We start from the raw sequence: 3428 nt of genomic DNA on the forward strand, positions 1-3428 counted from the left end.
AGTGGCTGAGAGTAGAGCTTTGAAACGTCTTCTGGAGAGTGCTTCTCTACCCATGACAGTAGCTCAGCCGCTAACTTGTTGGCTTCGTCATAGTAGCTCTGCAGCTCCATTTTTAATGCTTCAGGGCACTGACCCCATGGATAATAGTGGAAGTACTCTTTAATATCTTTTTTGGTATGACCCTTTGCAATTTCAGACACTTCTGATGGGAAAAAGCCATCTTGAGTTTCAACATTAAACCGGAAATCATTTTTATCTTCACTGTTGAAGAACTCATTCCAATTTTCATAAATTGAACTGACCAGTTTTTGCTGGATCGGATGATTTTTCAGGACACCAAAACCGGTATTGCGTAATGACTCGACAAATAACTCTTCGGCGTTCGCGGCGGTATAATCGACTGCTTCCAATTTCATAGTACTTCTTCTTTTGGCTGACTGGTTGTTTTGACTGAAGACTTGTTATTGATCCCATTACTTACCCTCTTAAGGGGGCACTTCATCAGTAATGAAATCGTTATTATTAGTGCGGATTTTATTGACTAAACCAGCTTGTAACAAGTTCGAAACATGATCATTTTGGAAACACACAATTTACTCACATCAACAATCAATCGATTGCCTAACCGTTTGCGCAGCAATACCCACAAAGACTAAAGCTTTACTTCGAAAATCAGCACGCAAAGATAATAACGTTAAATTATTAAAAACATAAAAAACCATAATTTTACGATCGTAACCAATCGCGCTATCTTCACTGCCAGATTTGTCACCATCCATCTTCACAACGCTGCCGGATTAAAAGGCCTATGAGCGAGCCGGGAAAAGCGTATTAAGGGCTAATTATGAAATTCTTGCACACCATGATTCGCGTTACTGATCTGGACCAATCTATCGAGTTCTATACCAAGGTGCTAGGTATGAGCGTTTTAGACAGAACAGAAAACACTGAATACCGATATACGCTAGTGTTTGTGGGTTATGAGGATCAGCCAGAAGGTACCACTATAGAGCTGACCTATAACTGGGATACCAACCAGTATGAGATGGGTAATGCTTTCGGCCATCTGGCTCTGGGAGTTGACGATATTTATGCTGCCTGTGACAAGATCAAAGCGCAAGGTGGCAACATCACTCGCGAACCAGGCCCGGTAAAAGGCGGCTCGACCCACATCGCTTTTATTACCGACCCTGACGGTTATCAAATTGAACTTATCCAAGTTAGCAAATAAGAGGACATTTCAATGACTGATGCACTATTTCAACCAATGCAGCTTGGTAATATCTCAATTAAAAACCGTATTGTGATGCCACCAATGACCCGCTCGCGAGCAAGTCAGCCAGGTAACATCGCTAACGACATGATGGCTCAGTACTATGCTCAACGCGCCACCGCTGGCCTTATCGTTGCCGAAGGCGCCCAGATTTCAGAAATGGGTCAAGGCTATGCGTGGACTCCGGGTATCTATACCGCAGAACAAATTGCGGGCTGGAAAAAAGTCACTGATGCCGTACATGAGAAAGACGGCGTCATATTTGCCCAGCTTTGGCACGTTGGCCGCGTCACTCACCCGGCTAACATCGGCGGGCAGCAGCCCATTTCTTCGTCTGCACTAAAAGCCGAGAACGTGAAGGTCTTTATTGATAACGGCAGCAACGAACAAGGTTTCGTTGATGTCGTCGAACCGCGGGAGATGAGCAAAGAAGACATCAAGAACGTGGTAGCGGAATACCGCCAGGCTGCGCTTAACGCAATCGAAGCGGGTTTTGATGGCATAGAACTACACGCTGCAAATGGCTACCTGGTCAATCAGTTTATCGATTCTGAGGCAAACAACCGTACCGATGAATACGGTGGTTCTATTGAGAACCGTTTACGTTTTCTTGGTGAAGTTGTCGAAGCAATGACTGACGCTATCGGCGCTGATCGTGTAGGCGTTCGTATTGCGCCATTTACTTCACTCAACGGCACCGTGGATAAGACCCCTATCGACACCTACACAGCCGCGGCTGCATTGCTAAATGAACTGAGTGTCGTCTATATACACGTTGCGGAAGTTGACTGGGATGATGCACCAGGCACACCACAGGAATTTAAGGCCGCAATTCGTAAAGCTTATCAGGGCACCATCATTTACGCAGGCCGCTACGATAGTGACAAAGCGGCACAAGCGATTACTGATGGCCTGGTGGATATGGTTGGCTTTGGTCGTCCGTTTATCGCCAATCCGGATCTGCCTAATCGCATCTTGAACAATTATCCGCTGGCTGCACACGATCCTGACACCCTGTTTGGCGGAAATGAAAAAGGCCTGCTTGACTACCCAAGCTATCAAGCCAACTGATAACTGTCTTAGCTTAAACAGAAATAACCCCGCAAGCAATTGCGGGGTTATGGGTTATATAGTCTATTCTTTCATCATCCTATCCCTGAGCGCTGTCATCTATAGGAGCTCAAGATGAAAAAAATCCTCATTGGCTTATTGCTAACTCTTTCGGTGAATACGGTAGTCCATGCACAAAGCGGTTTGATAGCAATCCAAAGTACCTATGATGCGAGCACTACAGCAGAACGCTTGGTAAGTATCCTGCAAGAGAAAGGCATGACTATTTTTGCGCGGATCGACCACTCTCAAGGCGCAGCCAACGTTGGCATAAAACTTCGCCCTACCGAAGTCATCATTTTCGGAAACCCTAAAGTCGGCTCGCCATTAATGTTATGCAGCCAAAACGTAGCCATTGATCTACCACAAAAAGCGCTGGTCTATGAAGAGGCGAATGGCGAGGTCTGGCTGACCTATAACGATCCGAAATATCTGGTCGAACGGCATAGTATGTCCGGTTGTGATGAAACTATAGAAAAAATCGACAAAGCACTCGCCAATTTTGCACGCAAGGCCACCCAGCCATAATTGCTATCTAAAGGACTTATCTTTCAGTGATAAAGCTACACCTTAATGAGAGCTTAAGGTTAGCTGGAGATATGCCTTGCAACATTTTCAATACACCTCACCGCGGATTGACTCACGCCTGACAGCTGGAAGAAACCATGGATGACCCCCAAATAACGATCACAATAAGCTTCAACACCATTCTCGATAAGCAGCTTGTACAACTGCTCGCCCTCATCCCTTAACGGGTCAAACTCAGCTGTGACAATATAAGTCGTCGGCAAACCGGATAAGTCATCACGGAACAATGGTGATATTTCAGGGTGACGAGCACTAACCCCGGAGCCTGCAACGTACATCTCAAAGCCTGATAGTAACATAGGTCTGGTGATCACTAACTGCTTTCCATTTTCCTGGTAACTGTCAGACTTGCCCTCGGCATCAAGCATCGGATAAATAAGGATCTGTTTTCTTGGCAACCATTCTCCCTGCTCTTTGAACCTCAAAGCAGTTACCAGCGCCAACTGACCACCAGCAC

General features: G+C 45.7%; 6 protein-coding genes. 3 read left to right on the plus strand and 3 right to left on the minus strand.

The features are described from left to right. Together MHN01_RS20845 and MHN01_RS20850 are read right to left on the minus strand one after the other, a co-directional pair. Positions 1-416: 2-oxoglutarate and iron-dependent oxygenase domain-containing protein (locus MHN01_RS20845; RefSeq protein WP_239413190.1), on the minus strand; the 416-nt coding region annotated here is incomplete at its 3' end. A gap of 186 nt (positions 417-602) precedes the next feature. Then, entirely contained in the window at positions 603-779 is a 177-nt protein-coding gene (locus MHN01_RS20850) for a hypothetical protein (protein WP_239413192.1), read from the minus strand. Between the two features lie 65 nt (positions 780-844). On the opposite strand from MHN01_RS20850, the gene gloA reads away from it, so the two are divergent. From gloA to MHN01_RS20865, 3 genes are all read left to right on the plus strand, one after another. Further along, a complete protein-coding gene (gloA, locus tag MHN01_RS20855) occupies positions 845-1231 on the plus strand; it encodes a lactoylglutathione lyase (RefSeq protein ID WP_239413194.1) in 387 nt (128 codons plus the stop codon). Between the two features lie 12 nt (positions 1232-1243). Further along, a complete protein-coding gene (locus MHN01_RS20860) occupies positions 1244-2344 on the plus strand; it encodes an alkene reductase (protein WP_239413195.1) in 1101 nt (366 codons plus the stop codon). Positions 2345-2458: 114 nt separating this feature from the next. Next, positions 2459-2911, plus strand: coding sequence for a DUF302 domain-containing protein (locus MHN01_RS20865; RefSeq protein ID WP_239413197.1), 453 nt, complete (start codon positions 2459-2461; stop codon positions 2909-2911). Positions 2912-2970: 59 nt separating this feature from the next. Here MHN01_RS20865 and MHN01_RS20870 read toward each other — a convergent pair. Further along, positions 2971-3428: alpha/beta hydrolase (locus MHN01_RS20870; RefSeq protein ID WP_239413198.1), on the minus strand; the 458-nt coding region annotated here is incomplete at its 5' end.

Origin of the sequence: Photobacterium sp. OFAV2-7 (assembly GCF_022347985.1) — a bacterium.
GTDB lineage: Bacteria > Pseudomonadota > Gammaproteobacteria > Enterobacterales > Vibrionaceae > Photobacterium.